This is a genomic window from Streptomyces fungicidicus, from assembly GCF_003665435.1.
GTDB classification, from domain to species: Bacteria; Actinomycetota; Actinomycetes; order Streptomycetales; family Streptomycetaceae; genus Streptomyces; species Streptomyces fungicidicus.
On record NZ_CP023407.1, the window covers coordinates 4171908 to 4191362 of the forward strand.

At 66.4% G+C, this 19455-nt stretch carries 17 protein-coding genes, 1 tRNA gene and 1 pseudogene; 6 read left to right on the plus strand and 13 right to left on the minus strand.

Annotated features, from left to right (window positions below):
• Window positions 1-106 precede the first annotated feature (106 nt).
• Window positions 107-1708 (minus strand): restriction endonuclease, encoded by a 1602-nt coding sequence (locus CNQ36_RS19095; RefSeq protein WP_121546889.1) that lies wholly within the window; start codon window positions 1706-1708, stop codon window positions 107-109.
• A 487-nt stretch (window positions 1709-2195) separates the two neighbouring features.
• On the opposite strand from CNQ36_RS19095, the gene CNQ36_RS19100 reads away from it, so the two are divergent.
• The 3 genes from CNQ36_RS19100 to CNQ36_RS19105 all read left to right on the plus strand — a co-directional run bounded on the left by CNQ36_RS19100 (window position 2196) and on the right by CNQ36_RS19105 (window position 7487).
• A complete protein-coding gene (locus CNQ36_RS19100; RefSeq protein ID WP_163013299.1) occupies window positions 2196-2807 on the plus strand; it encodes a hypothetical protein in 612 nt (203 codons plus the stop codon).
• Between the two features lie 93 nt (window positions 2808-2900).
• Complete coding sequence (locus tag CNQ36_RS34760; RefSeq protein WP_163013300.1) at window positions 2901-5183, plus strand: hypothetical protein; 2283 nt, start codon at window positions 2901-2903, stop codon at window positions 5181-5183.
• A 504-nt stretch (window positions 5184-5687) separates the two neighbouring features.
• A complete protein-coding gene (locus CNQ36_RS19105) occupies window positions 5688-7487 on the plus strand; it encodes an IS481 family transposase (protein WP_410177135.1) in 1800 nt (599 codons plus the stop codon).
• Between the two features lie 40 nt (window positions 7488-7527).
• Here the strand turns inward: CNQ36_RS19105 and CNQ36_RS19110 are convergent, their stop codons facing one another.
• Complete coding sequence (locus CNQ36_RS19110) at window positions 7528-8580, minus strand: DUF1152 domain-containing protein (RefSeq protein ID WP_240659439.1); 1053 nt, start codon at window positions 8578-8580, stop codon at window positions 7528-7530.
• Between the two features lie 33 nt (window positions 8581-8613).
• On the opposite strand from CNQ36_RS19110, the pseudogene CNQ36_RS19115 reads away from it, so the two are divergent.
• Window positions 8614-8826, plus strand: a pseudogene (locus CNQ36_RS19115) (site-specific integrase); the annotation flags it as partial.
• Between the two features lie 95 nt (window positions 8827-8921).
• On the opposite strand, the gene CNQ36_RS19120 reads toward CNQ36_RS19115, so the two are convergent.
• From CNQ36_RS19120 to CNQ36_RS19130, 3 genes are all read right to left on the minus strand, one after another.
• Window positions 8922-8995 (minus strand) — tRNA-Pro (locus tag CNQ36_RS19120).
• 33 nt (window positions 8996-9028) lie between these two features.
• Window positions 9029-9814, minus strand: coding sequence for a Pr6Pr family membrane protein (locus tag CNQ36_RS19125; RefSeq protein ID WP_121546893.1), 786 nt, complete (start codon window positions 9812-9814; stop codon window positions 9029-9031).
• A gap of 75 nt (window positions 9815-9889) precedes the next feature.
• A complete protein-coding gene (locus CNQ36_RS19130) occupies window positions 9890-10816 on the minus strand; it encodes a metallophosphoesterase (protein ID WP_121546894.1) in 927 nt (308 codons plus the stop codon).
• Between the two features lie 120 nt (window positions 10817-10936).
• On the opposite strand from CNQ36_RS19130, the gene CNQ36_RS19135 reads away from it, so the two are divergent.
• Window positions 10937-11401 (plus strand): GatB/YqeY domain-containing protein, encoded by a 465-nt coding sequence (locus CNQ36_RS19135; protein WP_004928331.1) that lies wholly within the window; start codon window positions 10937-10939, stop codon window positions 11399-11401.
• 222 nt (window positions 11402-11623) lie between these two features.
• Here CNQ36_RS19135 and CNQ36_RS19140 read toward each other — a convergent pair whose 3' ends face one another.
• From CNQ36_RS19140 to CNQ36_RS19170, 7 genes are all read right to left on the minus strand, one after another.
• Complete coding sequence (locus CNQ36_RS19140; protein ID WP_228313015.1) at window positions 11624-11935, minus strand: response regulator transcription factor; 312 nt, start codon at window positions 11933-11935, stop codon at window positions 11624-11626.
• Between the two features lie 162 nt (window positions 11936-12097).
• A complete protein-coding gene (locus tag CNQ36_RS19145; protein ID WP_121546896.1) occupies window positions 12098-12604 on the minus strand; it encodes a hypothetical protein in 507 nt (168 codons plus the stop codon).
• Between the two features lie 220 nt (window positions 12605-12824).
• A complete protein-coding gene (locus tag CNQ36_RS19150; RefSeq protein WP_121546897.1) occupies window positions 12825-13262 on the minus strand; it encodes a hypothetical protein in 438 nt (145 codons plus the stop codon).
• Between the two features lie 2 nt (window positions 13263-13264).
• Window positions 13265-13660 (minus strand): hypothetical protein, encoded by a 396-nt coding sequence (locus CNQ36_RS19155; protein WP_004928320.1) that lies wholly within the window; start codon window positions 13658-13660, stop codon window positions 13265-13267.
• A 46-nt stretch (window positions 13661-13706) separates the two neighbouring features.
• On the minus strand, window positions 13707-14324 hold the full coding sequence (locus CNQ36_RS19160) for a PASTA domain-containing protein (RefSeq protein ID WP_121546898.1): 618 nt from the start codon (window positions 14322-14324) through the stop codon (window positions 13707-13709).
• Window positions 14325-14382: 58 nt separating this feature from the next.
• Window positions 14383-14832, minus strand: coding sequence for a transposase (locus CNQ36_RS19165; RefSeq protein ID WP_163013301.1), 450 nt, complete (start codon window positions 14830-14832; stop codon window positions 14383-14385).
• Between the two features lie 218 nt (window positions 14833-15050).
• Window positions 15051-17318 (minus strand): transglycosylase domain-containing protein, encoded by a 2268-nt coding sequence (locus CNQ36_RS19170; RefSeq protein WP_004928314.1) that lies wholly within the window; start codon window positions 17316-17318, stop codon window positions 15051-15053.
• A 429-nt stretch (window positions 17319-17747) separates the two neighbouring features.
• Here CNQ36_RS19170 and wblA point away from each other — a divergent pair, with 429 nt between their 5' ends.
• On the plus strand, window positions 17748-18086 hold the full coding sequence (gene wblA, locus CNQ36_RS19180; RefSeq protein ID WP_031115994.1) for a transcriptional regulator WblA: 339 nt from the start codon (window positions 17748-17750) through the stop codon (window positions 18084-18086).
• A 50-nt stretch (window positions 18087-18136) separates the two neighbouring features.
• Here the strand turns inward: wblA and bagB are convergent, their stop codons facing one another.
• A complete protein-coding gene (gene bagB / locus CNQ36_RS19185; RefSeq protein ID WP_121546900.1) occupies window positions 18137-19453 on the minus strand; it encodes an ATPase BagB in 1317 nt (438 codons plus the stop codon).
• Window positions 19454-19455 lie beyond the last annotated feature (2 nt).

Here is a 19455-nt window from a genome sequence, read left to right on the forward strand (position 1 = left end):
AACGTGCGCCTGGTGGTCGTTGTTGGTCGTCATTGGCCACTGTCGAGCGGCCTCGGACGGCCCAGGGACGGCCCGGCTCCTCAGTCTGAGTGGTGGGCCGCCGACCTCAGCGCGAGGGGCGCCTCTTCGGGGGGACTGGGCCCGGGATCACATCCTTGCCAAGGTGTTCCTTGATCAGGTACTTGAGTTCTGGCCCTTCGATGAGCTGAAGCCGTCCATGTTGGCGGGCAAAGTCGTGGCTGGCCCTGCCGAACCAGGATGTGGTGATCAGGACCCCCTTGGCGGCACGCTTGTGCTCGACCACTCCGGCGAGCGCCTGGACGGACTCAACACCCACGAGCTTGCTGTAGCGCTTCGCCTGAATGATGCACTCACCGTTGAAGACGGGGTCCTTGCTGACGGCAACCGCGTCAACGCCCTCGTCTTTGGAGGCCTGGGTGTTCCAGGCCTCCATGCCGATCGCCTCGAACAGTTGGCGAATCAGGTGCTCGAACTCGGTGGGCGTCAGCTTCACCAGCACGGGCCTGCTGTCTAGGCCAGCGACTACATCCATGCTGTCCATGAGCCGGTATTTCGATAGGTCGAACTCGACGATGGGGCGGATCGGTTCGAGATCGTAGGGGTTGGGCGATACCAGGGCGTTGAGTCCCCTGAGGCACTGCGCTGGATCAACCTGGCTGAGCCGGAGCTTCCCGAACTGCTCCCTGCTGGCGCTGAGTGTCACTAGGCAGGGTGAGACCTCCTGACCGGTGGCCCGGTCGATGGTTTTCACATGGCCGTTCAGGATCACGCCATTGACGATCCGGTCTGGATCGCTCGTCAGGACCTCGTGGACTGTCCTCAGGGCGACTTGTGCCAGGACGGAGGCGTAGATCTCCTTGCGTTCCTTCTCCGGACGAGGCAGGACGGTCGTCTCGTCTCGGTTCTTCACGTACCGGTAGCCCCGCGCGGTTGGAACGATCGCTTCAGGCGGCAAGTGGATCTCAACGAGTACGTCACCGGTGGCAGGTCGAAAGGCGATTCGATGCTCGTGCGGGAAGCCCACTGGGTACACCGACGCATCCAGAACGGCCCCTAGATGAGCCTCGACCGCCGCGGGCTCCCCGGCCTTGTACGCCTCGCGCTCCTCATCCAACTTTGCGTTGAAGGTCGCCACCTCCTCAAGGGCTTGCGCTTCGGCCTGGCGGTGCTCGGCACGCTTCCGCTCCAGCGTTGCCAGCCGCTTCTCTTCGGCCCTCCGGTGGCGATTCTGTGCCTCGCCGAACCGCACACGCGCCTCTGCAACCTCAGCCTCATAGCGCTTCCTGCCAAGACCAAGGACAGCAGCCAGGCCACCGGGTTCCGGTGGTGCGAACTCCTCCCATCGCGGGGCAGGCTCCGGACGAGACCAAGGACGCTCGTCCAACTTCCTCGGCGTGTGAGTCCTCCGCCGGCGCTCAAAGGTCGTCGGCGGATCCCCCACCAGCGCGTCACGGAGCAACTGTCCAAGCTGCTCGACCTCGTGCTCGACCCCGATCGTGCGAACCCGTGCCTGCTCGGCCTGCTGGTCCTGATACGCGGCCTTCCGCTCGCGTTCCTGCCGCTTGCTGGCTGTCTCGGCGGCCTTACGTTCCCGCTCCGCTTGTCGCGCCCGTTGCTCCTGGGCACGTCGTAAAGCTTGCTGCTGCCGCTGATAGTCGTTGCCTCGGCCGCTGCCCCGTTGCGCCACCTGGTTGCCCCTCCCCTGGCCCTACTCCGCCACAGGGCTGCATTCCCCTTCCACATCGCAGAATCACGCCCAGCAGGGACGTCACCTCAGCCGGACCGCACGGTGCACCGTTGGCTCAAGTCGTCTGCACCTCAACCCACGACAGTCAGCCACGATGGCGGGTTTGCCGACCGATCAGGCGCGCGTGTGCCTCGCTGCACCCCTACTGCCCTCAGCCACGCTGTCGAGGTGTCGTCGACCGGAGGCACCCAGGACGCCCGGCCCGTGAGCACACTGCCTGAGCCATCAGCTTGGGAAGCTGAGGTGATCTAGCGCTGCTTGCTCGGCTGACCTGCGGTGGACTGATGTGGGCGCACAGTTGGTCGCCGACTAGCTCCCCGAGATTCCCCGTGGTTCCCCGTGTGATCTGGCACGAGTCTGGCACGGCTCCGCCTCGATTCGCTTGTTCTGCAGGTAGTCGGTCTGCGTTCTCTGCATGATGTAGATCATGCAGGCCGTCTACGTCGTACAGGTTGTCACCGCCGGTCTGGGAGTGGGAGGGACGCTGGCAGCGGCTCTGTTGACCCAGGCAGCAAACCGTCGTGCAGATCGTGATCGATACAGCCGCGAAGATCGGCATCGATGGCTCGTGGAGCGACAGAGGGTGGGCACGAGGTTTCTGGCGGGCGCACTCGCAGTGGAGCGGAACCTATGGTCGCTGTGTTCGCACTTGGACAGGGAAGATCGCCCTGAGAGGCTGCCGGGGCATACGACCGTGCTTCTGACGCCGGAAGAGGGGATACCGGGAGTCCTTGATGCTCTGACCCGTGAGATCTTGATCGAGGGCATCGAGGAGGCTTTCGCTGATCTAGAGGGGCTGGAAGAGTTGGTCGCCGAGATAACGCTCATCGGGACACCGAGCGAGGCGGCCGCTGCATCTGATCTGATGGGTCGCCTCGCTGACACGGTGGGGTGGTTGGAGAGCTTCGCTCCATTCGACGTGGCCGCAGACTCTGTCGAGGGGTGTCGAACTGCCCGCGATCTCTTCTCCGTGGAAGCTCGTAAGAGCTTGCAAGTCGACGGAGGTTTTACCCCACCGGATAGGCGTCCCCGGGCATGATGTAGCTGTGGGCAAGTTGGTGTCGCCGCTCACCGGCGTGAGGCGAGCGCACTACATGACAGCATGTAGATGATTTGAATGGGTAACGGAGGGATGGCAATGATCGAACGAATTCCTGACGATGTCGTCCGCATTGCTCTCGATAAGGCTGAAGGGTTTCCTTTTGAGCGATTCGCCATCTCATTCTATTCATCTCTAGTGGGTGCGGAATTTGTGCCCCTGGGTGGCATCAAAGACGGCGGCGCCGATGCTCGCGACGGAACGCTTTACGAAGAGAAGGGCCGCCCGGATGTCTTTTACCAGGCAAGTGTTGAGGTAGATACGGAAGGGAAAATCAGGCGAACCATCGAGCGCTTGCGAGAATTTGGTCGTTCTCCGGGCGTCTTGTTCTATCTCACTTCCCAGCTCGTGAAGTATTCAGACAGAGTGGAGCGAGAGCTAACCAAGGAACTTGATGTAACTATTGTTATTCGAGACGGCAACTATGTCATCGCGCATGTCAACGACGAGGCGGCAGGCAGGGACGCATTCGACCAGCACTTGAAGAGTTATACGGACTTTCTCAAGCGAATTGGGTCGTCTCGGCTTATCGAGGCATCGCGACACGTTAAGGATCCTGCCGCCTTCGTCTTCCTTTCCCAAGAGCTTGAGCGTCGCTCCGGAAATGAAAAACTTGTGGACTCTGTCGTTGATTCCCTTGCCCTATGGGCCCTTGAGGGAACTGACCCTGACGCCGGAATCCTTTATAACAGCGAACAGGTAGAAGACATCGTAAATAAGTCGCTTCCTGGGGTTACCGGTTTCGTTAAGCCCCGTCTTCGTAGACGACTGATGGCGCTCTCAGACAAGCAGCGCAAAGGTGGGCGTGCAGTAAATTGGCACCGTAAACAAGATGCCTTTTGTCTCCCCTTCGAGACTCGGCAGCGTATCGAGGAGGAGAATACTGCCGACGAGAAGCTGCGGCTGGACGTAATCGCAAGCCTGGAAGACAGGCTGCGAGCTGAAAAGATCAATGGGATGGGTAAGGTCCGTAGCAGGAAGGCGGTGGAGGTTTCACTCCGTGCATTACAGCTGGCTTTTGAGCGCAACGGGCTTGAATTTTCCGCGTTCCTGCACGCTAAAGATAGTTCGGATTATACAACGATCACGGATTGCCTTGCTGTAGCCCTACGGGAGTATGGTGTCGTAGGGAAAGAATCGACGATTGTTGGCGACGGTGCCTTTTCGATACTCAGAGGGGTCTTGTATCACTCTACCGAAGTGGAAAGGCGTTACCTGCAGCGACTGTCCCACACCTACGCCCTGCTCTTCACTCTGAATACAGAGCCGAGGCTAGTTGAATTCTTCCAAGACATGACGGGAGAATTTCGGCTATACGTGGGCGCAGACCAGCTTGTTCTTGCTTTGAGTGAGCATTTCCTTGCAGAGCCAGATCGAGCAACGACAAACACCCTCTTGATGGCCAGCAAGCTCGGCGCAAAGCTCATCTTGGTAGAGCCTGTTCTGGATGAAGTCGTGAATCATCTTCGTGTGTGTGACTTTGAGTATCGCAATCACCTTGCCCACGTTGATGAGTTTATGAACTATGAGATTGCAAGAAACGCCCCGCACATAGTCCTCCGTTCGTACTTGTATGCGAGGATCAATCAGGATCTTGGCTGGAGAAGGCCCAAGAGTTGGCCTGCGTTTGTCAAGCATTTCTGCACCTACGCAGACCTGCATCGCGGCGCTGCCTTCGAAGATGTTCGGCGTTATCTACAGGCAAAATTCTCGCTAACGTTCGAGAGTGTCAGCGACTTGGAGGATCTCGTAGAGATTGAGGATGTCGAGAGCCTGGCAGATGAACTTGAGGATTCGAAGCGTGATCGGAGACTGGCCCGAAATGATGCTCTTTTGGCTCTATCGGTATACGGGCACCGTAGGCGCAGGAAAGAAACGTCTAGCATCTCCGAGTTTGGGTACGCGACCTGGTGGCTAACGTCTGAAACGGCGATCTTGAAGTACACCAAGGATTTGGTAAAGGAAAATCGTGCGCGTTACGTTATGAGGCCTGATTTTCTTCTCAACTTCCTTATGCTTGCGCCTAGTGCTGCCACGGCGCGTAATACCTTCAAATCCGTTTTTCCCAGTCTGCTGGGTATCAAGTTGGCTCGACGGATGAAGCTTGACACCTTCAACGAGATTATGGATTCCGTAACCGAAGCGGTGGACTTGGATGAAGCTCGGCGCAGCGCCGAAATTGCGAAATATGTCGATAGGCTAAAAAGCGACTTTTCTAGACAGTATACAATTCTTGGGGCCGGCGAAAGAATGCAAGGCGTTGATCTGGTTGCACAAAAGGCCGCACTTGAGAATGGTGGAGGCGGAGCAAAGTAGGCCTGGCTGTTAAAACTGAGGTCGGTGGAGCGGCTTTGGGGTGGCGCTGCTTTGGCGCGAGTGATCATGGCCCCGTAAGCTTGCGGCGCGTCGGGCAGGTAGTGGACCTGCCCGATAAAGCACGACGGTGGGGCCGTGATCTTCGAGGCTCGCGCCAAAGTGGCTCCGTAAAGCCGTGGAGCCGACCGCCCCAGCCACGACGTACCCCTTCTCTGACATCAGGCGGCTGCATGCTTTGAGCGCGGCACGGGCGCCGGCCGGGCTGGAGCGGGGCGGAGACAGGAGCGCAGGCCCGGCCGGGGGCCGGGCCGCGCGCGGTGAGCGGAGCGAGCCGCCTTGAACCCGTGAAGAAGGTTGTAACTCAGTCGTCGGAGGGGATGTTGTCCGGTCCCAGTAGATGCTTGACAGTTCGGTCCCAGCTGATGGTTGACAGTGGCCGTGTTCGGCTTTTCTGTGCGCGTCGTTGCGGTGCGTGTGGGGAGGCCGGGATTGGCGCTGGTGGAGTTGTCGGTTGTCGAGCAGAGATACCGGGCTGTGCTTGCGGTGCTGGCGGGTGCGACGGTGACGGAGGTCGCCGCCTCGCTGGGGGTGTCGCGGCAGACGGTGAGCGGGTGGAAGTCCCGGTATGAGGCCTCGGGCCTGGCTGGGTTGGCGGATCGGTCGCGTAGGCCGGCGTCGTGTCCGCATCAGGCGTCTGCCGAGGTGGAGGCGGCGGTGTGTGAGCTGCGGCGCAAGCACTCGAAGTGGGGGCCGCGGCGGATCGCGTTCGTGCTGGAGAAGTCCGGGGCAGTCCTGCCGGTGCCGTCGCGGATGACCGTGTATCGGATCCTGGTCCGTCATGGGCTGGTGGAGCCGGGGGTGCGGCGCCGGAAGCGGTCGGATTACAAGCGCTGGCAGCGGGACCGTCCGATGCAGTTGTGGCAGATGGACATCGTCGGCGGTGTGATGCTCGTCGACCCAGTGACGGGTGAGTTGACCGAGGCGAAGGTCGTGACCGGGGTGGACGACCATTCCCGGTACTGCGTGATCGCGTCGGTGGTGGAGCGGGCGACCGGTCGGGCGGTCTGCTCGGCGTTCGCGAGGGCCTTGCAGCGGTTCGGAGTGCCGGAAGAGGTGCTGACCGACAACGGCAAGCAGTTCACCGACCGGTTCGGGCATGGCGGTGAGGTGCTGTTCGACCGGATCTGCCGGGAGAACGGGATCGCCCACCGGCTCACCCAGCCGGCCTCGCCGACCACGACGGGCAAGGTCGAGCGGTTCCACCAGACGCTGCGGCGCGAACTCCTCGACGACTGCGGCGCCTTCGTGAGCATCGAGGATGCTCAGGCGGCGCTGGATGTGTGGGTGGATGAATACAACTCGATGCGTCCGCATCAGGCGCTGGACATGCAGTCTCCCGCCGACCGGTTCACCCCCGTTCCAGACGAGGAGCGGGACATGCTGGGCCTGAGGGTGCCCGGGATGCTGGCGGTGGTGCCGCCGCAGCGGACACCTCCCGCGGAGCCGGAACCGGTCGTTGAGGCGCCCGTGTCGCCCGGCCTTCCGGGGCTGGCCCCGGTGCCGGTGGAGGCGGGTGGGCCGGTGGAGTTCGAGCGGGTGGTGCCGGCGAGTGGGAATCTGCAGGTCGCGGGCAAGCAGTTCTGGCTGGGGCCGGCCCGGGCGGGGCTGACGGTGACGTTCTGGGCGGACACGTCGGTGATCCATCTGCTGATCGCCGGGACGCGGATCAAGACGGTGCGGTCGCATCTGTCGGTTGCGGATCTGGGGCGGCTGGCGGCCCGGGGCGGTCGTGCGGCCGGACCCTCGCCACTGCCGGCCGGTGACGGGGTGGCGTTCGAGGTGGACCGGGTGGTGAACAACAGCGGGCTGGTGGGTCTGGGCGGGCACCAGGTGCTGGCGGCGGAGATCCTCGGCGGCCGCCAGGTGGGTGTCCGCATCGACGACGAGACGCTGTCGTTCTTCGATCCGTCCTCACGGGAACTGCTGCGAGTGAGAACCAACCCGCTGACCAGCGAGGAAGTCCGCAGGCTGCGAGGTCTGCGGCCGGCCGGACCGCCACCACGGCCCCGTGTCGAGCCGGTGCGGGTGCAGCGGCGGGTCAGCGCGGTGGGCACGGTCATGGTCTGCCGCCAGGTCGTCTCCCTCGGCCGCCCCTACGCAGGCCAGACCGTGACCGTGCACGTCACGGACACGACGATCACCGTCGACCTGGACGGCCAGATCCGCGTCATCCGCCGCACGACCGACGTCCCGGTCCGTAACGTGAAAGCCAACAAGCCCCACAAGGTTTCCGATGTTGTCTAGGCCCAGCGTCAACCATCACCTGGGACCAGATCGTCAGGCATCACCTGGGACCCGACACGTCGGAGGGGATGCGCCACAAGGGAGCTGCGTACTGCTCCGGACGGTTGTTGATGAGCAGTTGGCGTAGAGCGTCCCTGTGAGAGCCACTGAGAATCAGGGCCTCGGTGAGGTGGCGGAACGTCGTGTGGGTGACTCCGCGGGCTCGGGCCTCACTCTGGAACTGGTCGAGTCGAGACAGTACGTCGTCGGGGTCCAGCTTCGTCGGTGGCCGCTCAGTGAGCCATGCTGCCTTGTTGCGTTCGTCGTCGATCTCCGAGAAGCCGCAGATCTCGCGGCTGTGTGCCTCGGCCTCGTCCAGGGTGGCGGTCGTCATGATGGCGCGGGCCAGGCTGTTGCGGCTGACCGCGTCGTCCAGGTCGACTTCGTGGACCGTGGGTCCTTCGTCAGTGAGGGGGACGGGGAGGCCGGCGTCGCGCACCTCGCAGATGCCGCGGGCTCCTCGGGCTGTTGCGGCGAGCATGGCGGTGGCCTCCGAGGGGTGCCATTCCAGGATGCTGCCGATCGTCTCCACGTCCTCGGCCGTGAAGGTGTGGACGGGAGTGCCGAACAGAGGGCGCAGGTCGTCGGGGGAGATCTCGCCGTCCAGACCGGGGCCTGCGACCAGGAGCCGGATCGGGGCGTTGACCTGGCAGCAGGCGGCGAGGGTGAGGGCCTCGGCGAGGGGGCTCTTGAGGGTGGGTTCGTCGCCCTGGGCGAGGATGTCGCCGCCGACGTCGAGCAGATCGATCGAGGCCGGCGCCAGGTGGGACACCAGCTCTTCGAGCTGGCGGGTGATGCCCTCGGCGCCGTGGTGCGGGTCGAGCAGAGCCAGTGTGTGCGGGAGCTCTGTCGCGAGTCGGGGGAGTGTGGAGCCCGCCGGGGCGATCGGCTGGGCCTCGGCCGGCACCGACCAGACGGACTGAGTGACGGGTTCGAGTCCCGTGAAGCTGTCTGCTCCCCGTGGTCCCGGGAGAGGGTCGATAAGGAGGCGGTCCCACGCGTACGTGAGGATCACCGCCTGGTCCTCGTCGCCGTAGAGGGCGGCGTGAAGCATGGCGGCGGCGACTGCGTCGCCCCCTCCTCCTGCAACGCCGACGAGTGGGCGCCCCGAGAGCTCCGGCACAGCTGCGTGTCCCTGCTGTCCGACCGTGGTGTCCCGCTGGAAGTGATCTCCCGGCTCGTCGGGCACTCCGGGACGGCCGTGACCGAGGAGGTCTACCGGAAGCAGATCCGGCCCGTGATCCAGACCGGCGCCGTGGTCATGGACGGGATCTTCGGCGCTGATCCGCAGCGGCCGTAGACACGCGGGAACCGGTAGTCACGCAGATAGACACGCAGACGGAACAGGCCCGGCAGCTACTCACATGAGTAGCTGCCGGGCCTGGTGTTTCTCTGTCGGGGTGGCGGGATTTGAACCCACGACCTCTTCGTCCCGAACGAAGCGCGCTGCCAAGCTGCGCTACACCCCGATCGTCGCTGCTCTCGCGGCGACGACGTTTACTTTAGCCCACTGGAGGCCGTGGACGAAATCCGGTTTTCAGGCCGCGGCGGACCAGGTTCGGGCGGACGTGGTCCAGGGCCACCTGGATGACGGCCGCGGCGTAGAAGGCGAGGCCGAGCAGGAGGGCGTTGGCGAGAACGTTCCGGTAGCCGTGCCGGGCGACGTCGAGGAACGGGTAGAGGTAGGCGTCGGGGGAGTCGGTGAGGAGTGCGCCCCGGGCCAGGGTGAAGGCCAGGTAGGCCAGGGGGTACAGCATCCAGGTGGTGGCGTGGCGGAGGTGGGTGCGGGCCGGCGGGGAGAGCAGGAGCCAGTCCAGCACCGCGGCGACGGGGAGCACCGTGTGCAGGGTGTGGGCGGCGACCGGCTCCAGCCAGGAGGCGCCGGCCGCCTCGCCGGTCATCGAGAAGCGCGGGGTCGCGTCCGCCAGGAGGATGTGGTGGACCAGTCCCGCCATGACCACGTACAGCAGGGCCGCGCCCGTGAGGGCGCCCGGCAGGGGGTGGCGGGCGCTCCAGGCGCGGCGGGCCGACGCGAGCATGACCAGGGCCAGCAGCAGCGCGCTCTGCACCGCGAAGTAGCTCAGGACCCGGGCCGGGCTGACGACGAGGGCCTCGACCAGCACCGCTCCCGCCGCGAGCAGCGCCACGAACAGGCGGTACGCCGCCGCCAGCGGGCGGCGGTCCAGCGGGACGACGGCTCTGGCGGGGGCGAAGAGCGGGGCCGACGCCGGATGCGTACGCGGCAGGGCGGGTACGTCCGGCAGGTCCCTGGGTATCGGGGCGGTCATGCACCCCAGCGTGAGCGGATGTCCGGTTCGGGGCGATGTGAGTAAGCCGGACGGGTGACGTGCGCCCCGCGGGGCTCAGTCCTTGCCCACGAGGGTCAGCAGCGTCGCCTCCGGGGGGCAGGCGAAGCGGACCGGCGTGTAGCGGCTGGTGCCGCAGCCGGCCGAGACGTGGAGGTAGGACGTGCGGCCCTCGGAGGTGTGCGTGGAGAGGCCCTTCACCCGGTCGGTGTCCAGGTCGCAGTTGGTGACCAGGGCGCCGTAGAAGGGGATGCAGACCTGGCCGCCGTGGGTGTGCCCGGCCAGGACCAGGGGGTAGCCGTCGGCGGTGAAGGAGTCCAGGACCCGCAGGTACGGGGCGTGGACGACGCCCATCGAGAAGTCCGCCGTGTCCGACGGGCCGCCCGACACCTCCGTGTACCGGTCGCGCTTGATGTGCGGGTCGTCCAGGCCGGTCAGCTCGACCGACGCGCCCTCGACCTTCAGCGTGCCCCTGGTGTTCGTCAGATTCAGCCAGCCCGCCGCGTCGAAGCCGTCCCGCAGGTCCTCCCACGGGTTGTGGACCGCGTCGACCACCGGCGGGTTGCCGTTGAGACCGTGCCGGCCCTGGACCTTCTCGAGCAGGTAGCGGGCGGGGTTGCGCGGCTTGGGGCCGTAGTAGTCGTTGGAGCCGAAGACGTACGCGCCCGGGAACTCCATCAGCGGGCCGAGCGCGTCGAGGACCTCCGGCACGCCCTCCGGGTCGGACAGGTTGTCGCCGGTGTTGATCACGAAGTCGGGGCGCAGGCCCGCCAGCGAGTGCAGCCAGCGCTGCTTCTTGCGCTGACCGCACACCATGTGGATGTCGGAGACCTGCAGCACGCGCATCGGGCGCATTCCGGAGGGCAGGACGGGGACCGTCACCCGTCGCAGCCGGAAGGAGCGGGCCTCGAAGCCCGCCGCGTACAGCAGTCCGGCGGCACCGGCCGCCGTGATTCCCAGGGGGATTCCGTATCGCGCGCGCATGCGTCCATCGTGTCAGACCCGGAGAGCGCCGCCGAACGCCTGTGGACACGGCGGGCCTTCGATCGCGACGGGCCTTAAATCAGCAGGCGTTCCGCCGCGCGCACCTGCGACAATCAAGTCATGACCACGCTCAAGTCGAAGCTGCAGGAAGACCTCAACGCCGCGATCAAGGAGCGCGACGAGCTCCGCTCCTCGACGCTCCGGCTGACGCTCGCCGCGATCACCAAGGAGGAGGTCGCGGGCAAGGAGAAGCGCGAGCTCTCCGACGACGAGGTGCAGAAGGTGATCACCCGCGAGGCGAAGAAGCGCCGTGAGGCGGCGGAGGCCTTCGCGCAGGGCGGCCGCCCCGAGCAGTCCGAGCGGGAGAAGGCGGAGGGCGAGGTGCTGGCGCAGTACCTGCCCAAGCAGCTTTCCGACGAGGAGCTGAACGCGATCGTCGCCCAGGCGGTGGAGGAGGCCAGGGCTGCGGGTGCGGAAGGGCCGCGGGCCATGGGCGCCGTGATGAAGATCGTGAACCCGAAGGTGGCCGGGCAGGCCGAGGGCGGCCGGGTCGCCGCGGTGGTGAAGAAGCTGCTGGCCGGCTGAGTACGAGCCGCGTACAGGCCGAGTACGACCGACGGCCGGGGACGCCCCCCGGCCGTCCCCACCCCGCGTCCGCGCCCCCCCGGACGCCCAGGGGCCCGGGCCCGGTTGCCCCGCCCCGAGAACCGGCTGGGTCGTCACGTACGCCCTGCAGCGAGGTCCCCGGGCGGGGGCCGGCGTGGTGCCCGATGTGACGGAGCCGGCCCGGCGCCGCAGGGCCGCCCGCTACCGCTGAGAGAACGGTCTCCTGGCCCCGTGGCCACCGGCGGCGTCGCCGTCGCCGTTGGCCACGGACCTGTCCCGGCGGCGTGAGTGCAGCAGACCCAGTTCCTGGGCGCGTGCGCCCAGGGCCACTCGCCCGTTGGCCCCCAACTGCTCCATGAGCCGCTGAACCCTGCGCTGCACGGTGCGGTGACCCACGTCGAGATGCCGCGCGATCGACGCGTCACTGAGTCCCGTATACAAGAGGTTCAAGATTTTTCGGTCATTGGCGTCGATGGCAGAAAGATCGGAAAAAGTTCTCGGTGCGGTGGTCAAAATATCCCCGATGCGGTCTGTGGTCTCTTTTCGTCTTTATTTTAAATGCGGCTTGGTTGCATGGGGAAGTTAATAAAATGGGAAGGAAAAGGGCGGGACGGTGCCGAAGCACCGTCCCGCCCGCCGTCGGCCGGGCCGTCACAGAGACGGCCCGGGGCCCGCTCAGTACCAGGGCGTGCAGCTCTGGTCGCCCGACGGGTCCTCGACACAGGCCCGCATCATGTGCGTCGAGGGGTTGTAGTACATCGGCGTGCGCGTCCAGTAGTAGTTCGTCCCGCCCGGGATCTTGGCGGTCCAGCCCGAGGCGCCGCCCTGCTTCAGGCCGAGCCGCCAGTAGCAGGTGGACTGGTCCTTGGTGCAGCGCTGGACGTACACGTCCCAGTTCTGCTCGCCCGAACCGCTGATGTAGTGGAGCCGGGCCCAGCTGTACTGGTCGCCGTCGGTCTTGCCCCACCGCATCTCGTACAGGAACGAGTTGCCGAGCTGGTAGGGGCCGTACGGGGAGACCGGCCCGGTCTCCCAGCTCTGGATGTTCGGGTCGTGGCCGTCGCAGCCGAAGTTGTCACACGCGAGGACGCCGGCCGAGGCGGAAGCCGGGACCATCAGGGCCAGGGCGAGCGCGCTGAACAGGGCGCCGAACATCACGCCGATCCGTGACCGGAGTTTCATTTCTCCTCCATGGGCAAAAGCACCGAAAAAAGAGCACCCGGACAAGCGGTGCCGCAGGTGACTATGTCATGGCCGGGACGGAGTAATGCATAATTCTGTGGCACTGGCGTAATGATGCCGGGCATGTTTATTTCGGCGGGCGCATGGAAAAAGGGAAAAAACCGCGCTTCGCCCCCTTCCAGAGAAGGGGGCGGAAGCACGGCGGTTCGGCGAGGGGCGCTCAGCCGCAGTGGACGCCCTTGAGGCTCCGGCCGGCCCATATGCCGCCGTTGTCCTCGCCGCCGCCGAGGTCGATGCAGTGCCCGTTGGTCGACGTCACGGTGACCGGCCCCGCGTAGTAGCTGTACGCACCGTAGTCGAGCTTGTTGTTGCTGCTGCCGGTGATGTTGATGCCGACTTCCATGTAGTGGCTCTTGCCGTAGTACTTCTTGGCCAGCAGCACGGCGCAGTTGGTCCCGCCGTTCGCCGAGGAGTAGTACAGGCGCAGCTGCCCCCACACCTCGCCCGACGCGGGGGTGTTGTACGTGTCGATGAGGCTCCCCGGGCAGCCGTACTCGGAGGCGCCCGCGGTGGCGGCGAAGGCGCCGGGCGCCGTGGCCACACCGAGAGCGGTGAACGACAGCGTGAGGGCGGCCGCGGTGGCGAGTGTTCTGCGCATGGTCAGGCCACCCCGTGGCAGTTGGACACGACGTTGGAGCCGAAGTCGATTCCGCCCGTGACGGTGCCGTCCCAGTCCCCGAGGAAGGCGTTGATGACGACGGACGTCCCTTCCTTGATGTCGAGGTTGACGTCGCGGACGCCGGAGTCCGCGCCGTTCCTGTTCCAGTAGAAGTAGTGACCGTCGCCGTAGATCTCGATTCCCCCGATGGCGGAGTGGCCGTCGGCGAAGATGTCGTCGATCAGCAGGTGCTCTCCGTACGCCTTGAACGTGGCCTTGGCGCCGCCGTTGTCGGAGTAGTCGGTGCAGTCCGTCTCGGCCCCGGCGGTCGACGTCATGCCGATGCTGAGGGCGGCGACGATCGGGAGTACGGCGGCGACGCGCGCGAACTTGCGCATGGGATTACCTCTTCGTTCTCTCGTGGTGGATCCGTGGGTTTGTGGTTCAGTCCTTGTGGCAGGAGGCCGAGATCACCAGCCGCGGCTCCAGGTCCGCCGAGAAGGGCGTGCCGGCCGCGGGGCTCTGCTCGCAGACCGTGGAGGACCAGCTGCGCTCCTTGGACAGGGGCTCGCCGGTGATGTCCACGTGAATGCGCTGCGGTGTGTATCCCGCGAGTACGAGCCGGTCGGAGGCCGCGCGCAGGCGCACGCCCACGACGTTCGGCGTCGCGTCGGCCTTCCTTTCGGCGCCGACCTTCTCCGGGCAGGCCTCGGAATCGCGGACCGCGAAGAGGATCACCGCGCTGAGCTTCGGCTTCTCCTTCTCGAAACAGACCTTGAATTCCTCCGCGTGAGCCGGACTCACATACCGGTTCAGGCCTGTCGCGTCGCGGAGCGAAAACCCCTTTTTCTGGTCCGCCTTTTCCTGCATGGCGACGTCGAGCGGGCCCTTGGCAGGAGTGGCGGCGGATTCACTGCCGGCGTGTGCCGCGACCGGATTGCTGTGCTCGTCTCCCGCTGTGTCCGAGCCGCACCCGGTGATACCGGCCAGAATCGCCAGAGAGGCCGCGCCGCTTGCCAAGAGGCCGCGTATTCGCCCCTCGAAGTCCTTCTGGAACCCCATGAATCACTCCTCCCCTCATGCGCACGGTGATCAAAGGAACACCAGGGGAATTGCCGAGTCAAGGGATCAGTCGCTGTCCGAATTGGGCAATTGCTGAGTCATTCTGTGTCTTCGGGTCCGTCTCATGTGGCGCCCGCCCGCGGGCCGGAGCGGGCCCCCGCCCGGCCCGCAGCCCCGCGGCCCTCACGATCGCGGCGGCCCAGTCGGAGTCGCCCGGACGCGCGAACTGACCGCCTGCCGCGGCCCGGTGCAGCCCTCGCCACACCCCGGCCTTCGTCCAGGCGGTGAAGCGGCGGTGCGCGGTCGCCGGCGACACCCCGAGCCAGGGCGGCAGCAGGCGCCAGGCACAGCCGCTGGTCAGCACGTACACCACCGCGGTGAGCACCGCGCGCTCGTCGGCGGGGGGCGTGCCCCCGCCCTGCCTGCGCGGGGCGAACGCCGGCAGCAGCGGCTTCGTCAGGGCCCACAACTCGTCGGTGACCAGCCGTCGGGAGAGATCGCCAAGCATGCCCACCATCGTCGTCGGCGCCACATGAGACAGCGGTCGGCCGACGTGAATTGTCGCAATTACGCCAGCGGCCCTCCCTCGGCCCAACGGGCCGCCGGGCCGAGGGAGGGCCGCGGAACGGAGCAGGGGCCCGCCGGTCACCGGCGGGCCCCTCCTCCGTCGTGGTCGCCGGCCTCGCGACTGTGCGCCCGGCCGGACCCGGAAGCTCCTCGGAGCGGTTATCCGCGTCCTCCGCCGTTTCCGTTGCCCCGGATGAAGCCGTCGGGGAAGGTCGGCTCCGTGCCGCCGCCGCCGTCGTTCCCGCCGCCGGTCAGGCCGCCCAGGAAGCCGTCGCCCCCGTTGCCGCCATTGCCGTCACCGTTGCCGTTGTCGTTTCCGCCGCCGGGCTTGTCACCGCCGTCCTCGTCCTTCTCCTTCGGGTCGGGGATGTGGACGGGGACGAAGGAACCGGCCTCCTTGCCCGAGAGGGCGCCCGTCATGGCGTCCTTCCAGATCGGGCCCGGGGTGTCGGCGCCGTAGACGAGGTCGTGGTAGACGCCGCCGATGGTGATGTTCTGCATCTTCACCTGCTGGGTGGCGCTGCCGACCCAGACGGCGCCCGAGAGGTTCGGCGTGTAGCCGACGAACCAGGCGTTGCGGCGCTCGTCGGTGGTACCGGTCTTGCCCGCGTTGTCCCGGTCGCCGAGCCCGGCCTGCTGGCCGGTACCGGAGTCGACCACGCCCTTGAGCAGGGCGTTGATGGTGTCGGCGGTCTTTTCCGACATTGCCCGCGAACAGGCGGACTTCGGCACCTGGAGGCTCTTGCTGGTGTCGCCCACCCGCTGCGTGACCGCCTCGATGGCGACCGGCGTGCAGTACATGCCGCGGTTGGCGAAGGCGGCGTACGCGGACGCCATGGTCAGCGGGGAGACGGACTCGGTGCCCAGGGCGATCGACGGGACCTGGGGCATCTGCTTGCCGCTGCCCTGGCGGACGTGCAGCTTCTCGGCCATCTTGGTGACCGGGCAGAGACCGATGTCCGCGACCATCTCGATGAAGTAGGTGTTGACCGAGAGGGCCATCGCCTTCTTCAGCTGGTACGGGCCCTTCTCCGACTCGTTCTCGTTCGGGATCTTGGCGCCGTCTTCGTTGGTGTAGGGCTTGCCGCAGGTCTGGATGGGGCTCGGCACCGTCAGCTCGTACGGCGAGGGGTACTCCTGGGTCGCCGGGCGCCCCTCCTCGAGGGCGGCGGCCGCCACGAACGGCTTGAACGTGGAGCCCGTCGGGAAGCCGGCGCTCGTCCCCATCGCGTAGTCCACCGAGTAGTTGATCTCGGTCTCGTGCTCCTTGGCGTTGGAGCCGTACGGCTTCGACTGCCCCATCGCCACGATCTTGCCGGTCCCCGGCTCGACGAGGGTGGTCGCGGCGGCGACCTCGTCGCTCGCGTTGATGTGGTCCTGCAGCGACTGGTGGACGGACGCCTGGGCCTGCGGCTCCAGGGTGGTGCGGATGGTGAGGCCGCCCTGGTTCCACAGCTTCGCCCGGGTCTTCGCGTCCTTGCCGAAGACCGGGTCGTTGAGGAACACGTTCTTGACGTAGTTGCAGAAGAACCCGGCGTCGTTGACCGCGGTGATGCAGCCGTTCTTCGGCTTGCTGACCTTCAGTCCGAGCGGGGCCTTCGCCGCCTTGTCGGCCTCCTCCTGGGAGACGTCGCCGACCGCGGCCATCCGGGCGAGCACGGTGTTGCGCCGCTTCGTCGCCTCCGCCTCGTCGTTGACCGGGTCGTAGCGGCTCGGCGACTGGACGATGCCGGCGAGGAGGGCGGACTCCTGGAGGTTGAGGTCCTTGGCGGCCTTGGAGAAGTACCGCTGGGCGGCGGCCTCGACGCCGTACGCCTGCTGCCCGAAGAAGGTGATGTTGAGGTAGTTCTCGAGGATCTTCTTCTTGCCCAGCTCCTCCTCGACCTGGATCGCGAACTTCAGTTCGGCGATCTTGCGGCCGAGGGTCTGCTGCGTGGCCTGCGCGACCTTCGTCGGGTCGTCGCCCGCCTCCTCGACGAACACGTTCTTCACGTACTGCTGGGTGAGCGTGGACGCGCCCTCGGAGACCTCACCGCTGCGCGCGTTCTTGTTGAGGGCGCGCAGCACGCCCTTGAGGTCGACCGCGCCGTGCTCGTAGAAGCGCGAGTCCTCGATCGCGACGATCGCCTTCTGCATGAACGGCGAGATGTCCTTGAGGTCGACCACCGTGCGGTCGCGCGAGTAGACGGTGGCGATCTGGCCGCCGTCCGCGTCGAGGATGGTGGTGCGCTGACTCAGCGGCGGCGTCTTGAGGTTGGCCGGGAGCTCGTCGAAGCTCTCGACCGATCCCTTCGCCGCCAGGCCCAGCGCGCCCACGGCGGGCAGCGCGATGCCGGCCATGACGGCCCCCGCGAGGACACTGACACCGAGGAACTTGGCGGCCTGCTGCGTGGAGGACAGGCCACCGCCCGAGCGCTTCTTTGGCATGGGAGCAGCCTACGTTCTCATTCGCCGGACAAGCGTATATGCCTTGGCCTAAGCTGCTCTCAACTGTCACAGCAGTGAGGCCACGTATCAATACGTCCGGCGAACCCGAATCGTTCCGGATCTGCTCGACTTTCTTCGTACGAGTTCGGTCGAGGTGTGTTGAGTCCGTGTCCGGATCCGCCTCGTGTGTCACACCGTGCCCTATGTGACGCAACTGAAACGCCATGGAATGCCGGGTTCGTCACGCATGTCGCCCCCTCACTCCCCCGGGTGATCTGCCGCTTACCCATAGTCCGTTCGGACCATTCAAGATTGGGCCCGCTGGGGGTGTTGCGCTGTGCCCACCTTCCGTAACGTCCTCAACTGGCGGCGGTGAATATGCCGCTGCCGCCGTGGGGGAGCCTCGATTCGGGAGAGGACGGCGCCGGTATGGGCTGGGTTACCGACTGGAGTGCGCAGGCCGCCTGCCGCACTACCGATCCGGATGAACTGTTCGTTCAGGGAGCAGCGCAGAACAGGGCCAAGGCGGTGTGCACCGGATGTCCGGTACGCACCGAATGTCTGGCCGACGCGCTCGACAACCGCGTCGAGTTCGGCGTGTGGGGAGGCATGACGGAGCGTGAGCGCCGGGCGCTGCTGCGCCGGCGGCCCACCGTGACGTCCTGGCGCAGGCTGCTGGAGACCGCGCGCTCGGAGTACGAGCGGGGGACGGGTGTCGTCCCGCTCGACGACGACGAGGTGTACGAGAACTACGCGGCGGTGAGCTGAGGGCCCTCGGGGGGTCCTTGGTGCCACGCGGTTCCCCGACGGCTCCCGGGTCAGGGGGTTTCGGGCAGCTCCGGCCGGCCGGCCGCGAGCCGGTCACCGATGTCCCGGAGCCCCGCGAGGTCGTGCACGTCACCGGGGAGCGCGGCCACCTCGGTCACCGCCACCTCGGGGTGCAGCGCGGTGAAGCGGTCACGTGTGCGCTGCTCGCGTGAGAGCAGCCGCATCCGCTCGGCGTGCAGCCTCAGCAGGCCGGCGGTGAGCCGGTCGACGGACCGCTCCGCGTCCGCTTCGGCGGTCTCAGAGGTGGGGGAGTCTGAACTGCCGTACGTTTCGGGAGAGTTACGAACTCCAGCTTTCCCGTCCTCCTGATCCACAATGCGGGAGTCCTCAAGATTTTCCGCGGCGGCGAGCGCCCGCTCGGCCGACAGCCGGTCCGCGCCGCTGCCGTGGACCCGGTTGAGCACCAGACCGGCCAGCGGCATCCGCTCCGCGGCCAGCCGCTCCACGAAGTACGCGGCCTCGCGCAGCGCGTCCCGCTCCGGGGCCGCCACCACCAGGAACGCCGTCCCCGGCGCCTGGAGCAGCTTGTACGTGGCGTCCGCACGCGTACGGAACCCGCCGAACATCGAGTCCATCGCGGCCACGAACGTCTGCACGTCCTTCAGCAGCTGGCCGCCGAGCACCTTGCCCAGCGCGCCGGTCATCATCGACATCCCGACGTTCAGGAACTTCATCCCCGCCCGGCCGCCGACCTTCGCCGGGGCCAGCAGCACGCGGATCAGCTTGCCGTCGAGGAAGGAACCGAGCCGCTTGGGGGCGTCCAGGAAGTCCAGCGCGGAGCGGGACGGCGGGGTGTCGACCACGATGAGGTCCCACTCGTCCCGGGACCGCAGCTGGCCCAGCTTCTCCATCGCCATGTACTCCTGCGTGCCCGCGAAACCGGCGGAGAGCGACTGGTAGAAGGGGTTGCCCAGGATCGAGGAGGCCCGCTCCGGGTCCGAGTGCGCCTCGACGATCTCGTCGAAGGTGCGCTTCATGTCCAGCATCATCGCGTGCAGTTCGCCGCCGGCGGAGTCGTCTACGCCCTTCACCCGGCGCGGGGTGTTGTCGAGCGAGTCGATCCCCATGGACTGGGCGAGCCGGCGGGCCGGGTCGATGGTGAGCACGACCACCTTGCGCCCCCGCTCGGCCGCGCGCAGGCCCAGCGCGGCGGCGGTGGTGGTCTTGCCGACCCCGCCCGAGCCGCAGCACACCACGATCCGGGTGGTGGGGTCCTCGATCAGCGGGTCGATGTCGAGCGAGCGGGTGGGGGAGAGGTGCTGCCGGGACGGGTTCTGCGCCTGCGCCGATTCCGGACCACGACTCATGA

Coding starts and splice junctions, on each gene's coding strand:
- CNQ36_RS19100 (WP_163013299.1), top strand. CDS start 2,196: ATGCAGGCCGTCTACGTCGTACAGGTTGTCACCGCCGGTCTGGGAGTG.
- CNQ36_RS34760 (WP_163013300.1), top strand. CDS start 2,901: ATGGCAATGATCGAACGAATTCCTGACGATGTCGTCCGCATTGCTCTC.
- CNQ36_RS19110 (WP_240659439.1), bottom strand. CDS start 8,580: ATGCTTCACGCCGCCCTCTACGGCGACGAGGACCAGGCGGTGATCCTC.
- CNQ36_RS19125 (WP_121546893.1), bottom strand. CDS start 9,814: ATGACCGCCCCGATACCCAGGGACCTGCCGGACGTACCCGCCCTGCCG.
- CNQ36_RS19130 (WP_121546894.1), bottom strand. CDS start 10,816: ATGCGCGCGCGATACGGAATCCCCCTGGGAATCACGGCGGCCGGTGCC.
- CNQ36_RS19135 (WP_004928331.1), top strand. CDS start 10,937: ATGACCACGCTCAAGTCGAAGCTGCAGGAAGACCTCAACGCCGCGATC.
- CNQ36_RS19145 (WP_121546896.1), bottom strand. CDS start 12,604: ATGAAACTCCGGTCACGGATCGGCGTGATGTTCGGCGCCCTGTTCAGC.
- CNQ36_RS19150 (WP_121546897.1), bottom strand. CDS start 13,262: ATGCGCAGAACACTCGCCACCGCGGCCGCCCTCACGCTGTCGTTCACC.
- CNQ36_RS19155 (WP_004928320.1), bottom strand. CDS start 13,660: ATGCGCAAGTTCGCGCGCGTCGCCGCCGTACTCCCGATCGTCGCCGCC.
- CNQ36_RS19160 (WP_121546898.1), bottom strand. CDS start 14,324: ATGGGGTTCCAGAAGGACTTCGAGGGGCGAATACGCGGCCTCTTGGCA.
- CNQ36_RS19165 (WP_163013301.1), bottom strand. CDS start 14,832: ATGCTTGGCGATCTCTCCCGACGGCTGGTCACCGACGAGTTGTGGGCC.
- CNQ36_RS19170 (WP_004928314.1), bottom strand. CDS start 17,318: ATGCCAAAGAAGCGCTCGGGCGGTGGCCTGTCCTCCACGCAGCAGGCC.
- wblA (WP_031115994.1), top strand. CDS start 17,748: ATGGGCTGGGTTACCGACTGGAGTGCGCAGGCCGCCTGCCGCACTACC.
- bagB (WP_121546900.1), bottom strand. CDS start 19,453: ATGAGTCGTGGTCCGGAATCGGCGCAGGCGCAGAACCCGTCCCGGCAG.